Below are 3,611 nucleotides of genomic sequence, written 5' to 3' on the forward strand. Positions count from 1 at the left end.
CTTTAAGGGCTTGGTCAAAGTCAAATGGCTGGGTCATGTGTCATTCCTGTTTTGGATATTCTACTGAAATGACACAGAACTTTGAACACTACTATTTAATCTGCAGTTTTGAATTCACTTGTCATTTTGCATGGTTGAACTTTCAACACATCAAGCTTTTAGCAACCCTTACAACCATTTAATCCATTAGTTTAATTAATGCTTTGACGCTCCCTTTTCCCATTTTAATGCTCTCCCCCTTTGGATAAAGGTTAAGTTTTGTGGTGAAAAGTAATCATAGTGTTTATTTTGTGTTGGATATTGTTGTTGATATATTGTATATAATAATGGCATTCAGTAAGAATGATGATAAAAAATGAATAATAAGAAGCTTTCAAGGAGTTAAAAGTGTTCAAAAAAACAAAAATATGTAGCAGCATTGCATGCATTCTAGCAATAGGTGCTTTCAATACTGCTTTCGCAGCAGAAGAAGTTGATGCGACTAAGGAAGATGCAAACGAGGTTGAGCGTATTGAGGTAACGGGTTCCCGACTTACACGTACCACATTTGATGCACCTTCGCCAACAACAGTCATTAGTGCCGAAACGATTAAGATGACTGGTGATTTGAACTTGAATGAAGTGTTAACTTCTATGCCTCAGTTTGGTAAGGGCTTTGATTCAACAAGTGGTAACTACTCATTTGGTAACTCTGGTATTAATGCCCCAGATCTACGCGATTTGGGGGCTACTCGCACGTTGACCTTAATTAATGGCAAACGTCCAGTTCCAATTGCTTCCGATAGCAATATGCTATATACCGATATTGGGATTATCCCGTCAGAATTAGTGGAAAGAATTGAAGTTGTAAGTGGTGGTGGTTCAGCTGTTTACGGCTCTGATGCAGTAGCAGGTGTTGTTAACTTCATTCTTAAAAAAGACTTTGAAGGAACGACTGTTCGTGCCCAGCTTGGTGATAGTGAGGCCGGTGGAGGTGCAACTCAGTCTGCGACTCTAGTTCACGGTATGAACTTCGATGAAGGTCGAGGCAATTTTAGCGTCTCTTTAGATTACTTTAAACAAGAAGAGCTGCTTTTTGCAGACCGCCCAGGTTCAGCTAATACTAGCCGTTACATTAACAATCCAGCTAACACTGGACCTAATGATGGAATTTACGACAAAATTATCGCCCGTGGGTTAACATTCCCTTGGTTTGGTGGCGATCAACAAATGTTCGGTATGTGGAATGGTGTTGCAGGTGATGAAGATTGGTATCAATTATCGGGCGGAAATGCAACGCTCCGAACGCCGGCTGCAAATACAATTGAAGGCGGCTGGTTAGCGAATGATGGCAGTGGTTTTTCTCCGCTTGTTGATGCTCAATCACGTAACCCGTACGATCGTATTAATGCTTACGCGCGTTTTGGCTATGAATTTGATTCGTTTAGCATGGCTGCAGACGTGATGTATTCAAAAACATCTTCAGAAGATCAAATTGATCCCGCTTTTGTTTGGGAAAGCTATCATAGCTTAGACTCATTAATTGCTTCTGGATATGATGTGCCAGGCGCAGTAACAGACATAATGGCTGCTAACAATGACTATTGGGTCTCGCTTCCACAAGTATTTAGAGATGAAAATGGGCGTGGGCGTGGGCATAGCAATGATCGTAATTACTTTGCTGCTAGTGTCACCTTTGAAGGTGATATTAATGACAACTGGTCTTGGGATGCTTACTTGACAAGTGGCTTTACGGCTACTGAACTTGAGCAGACAAACGCCTTAAGAAAAGATCGTTTTGACAGCGAAAATTTAAGGCTAGTTGGTCCATGTGTTGACGCTGGAACATGTCCTGACTATAACCCATTTGAACCAATTTCAGGCGCAGTAGCCGATTATATTCTCGCAGATCATATTACTTACACTGATGTTGTTGCCCATGGTTTTGCAGCCAACGTGAACGGTGAATTGTTTGAGCTTCCAGCTGGTATGGTGCAGGTAACGACAGGTGTTGACGTCCGGTACGAAAGCATAGACTATAAGCCATCATTTTTATGGAGCAATAACTTACTGAGCTCTTTTATGACGAGTATGGATGCTAACCGCACCATTAAAGAAGTCTACGGTGAGGTTTTAATTCCTGTTTTGAGTGATGTGTTTTTAGTGAAAGACTTAGAGTTTGAAGCTGCGCTTCGATATGCTGATTATTCGACTGAATCCGCTAGTTTTACAAGTTCGAAGCTTGCCGCTAACTGGGCAGTTACTGATGATATTCGTTTTAGAGCTAGTTATTCAGAAGCAGTAAGAGCACCACAACTTGCTGAAATGTTAGGCGGCATGTCGATAGGCTTTCAAGATGTAACCGATCCTTGTGATGCAGATGAGATCGATGGTGGACCAGCGGATGGAAGACGAAAAGCTAACTGTCAAGCTTTAGGAATTCAAGACGGATGGGACTCTAACGTTAAAGGGAAAAAAGGTAAAGTCGTAAGTGCTGGTAACCCTGATTTAGAGGAAGAGAAAGCGAACACACTCACCGTTGGTGTAGTATTCCAGCCGACCTTTATCGATGACTTTAGACTTTCAGTTGATTATTATGATATCCAACTCGAAGACATGATAGGTCGATTCGGCCCTAGCAGTGTAATGTCTAACTGTGTCGATCTAGAGTCAATTAATAATGATTTCTGCCAACAAGTCAACCGAGCGGCTAATGGCGACATTATCGCTGTTAATGACACCTTTTTGAACTCAGATGAGTCTCGTCGCCGTGGTATTGATATAGAGGTGGATTACTTATTTGATTTCGAACGACGTTTTGACTGGGCTGGAGAGTTACATTTTAATTTAGCTGCCACTCACCAGTTAGAAAAGTCATTTACTTCCTATGATTACGTTGAAGGCACACCGCTTAAAACAGACTCTCTTGGTAAAATAGGCGCGCCAGAGTGGAGAGGTAACTTTAGGGCTACTTACTCGGTGAGTGATCTTGTCGTACGTTGGACAACCGAGTACTCTCAAGGTGGACCAGTTGAGCTCGATCTTAACCCTGAACGTTATGAAAATGCAGACGTTGACGACTCAATCGTGCATAATTTGTGGTTAGGATATGATGTGATGGAAGATTTAAATGTTTATGCTGGTGTTAATAACGTGATGGATGAAAAGTGGGTCGATCATCCATATACTAACTGGGGAACAAGAATTGGTTACTCTCTACTGGGCCGTAGCTACTACGCTGGTGTTACCTACAGTTTCTAGCACTAAGAAATCATTGTATGACTTAGTAATGATATAAATGGAAAGTCAGTCGTTTTAGGCTGACTTTTATTTTGTAGTGACAAAGAAGGTATAAATAAAAGTGGCTTTAGGTTGTTACAGTACTACTAGACTAGCTTCTTAAAGTGAAAAGCCGTTAGCAATCATCACTCCACTATAGCAATAATACTTTTCGATTAAGCTAATGGGGTGAAGGTTTTTTAACTGTCGATGCTTGAAGTTTTCGAGCTGTTTTGAGCTAGCGCTGAGCCATGAAAATAGTGATTTTTACCGTGGTATCGCTTTGCTAGGCTGTGATTTCTTACTGCAAATGCAGCAGGATTTTCAGTTACTGCCAAAAGAGACGCGTTTAT

Annotated in this window: 1 protein-coding gene; it reads left to right on the plus strand. The window is 41.3% G+C overall.

The genetic code is table 11. The features are described 5' to 3' along the window. The first annotated feature begins 387 nt into the window (after positions 1–387). Entirely contained in the window at positions 388–3,240 is a 2,853-nt protein-coding gene (locus AB4238_RS13670; protein WP_372033923.1) for a TonB-dependent receptor, read from the plus strand. The last annotated feature ends 371 nt before the right edge of the window (positions 3,241–3,611 follow it).

The organism is Shewanella sp. 10N.286.45.A1 (assembly GCF_041470405.1).
Lineage (GTDB): Bacteria > Pseudomonadota > Gammaproteobacteria > Enterobacterales > Shewanellaceae > Shewanella.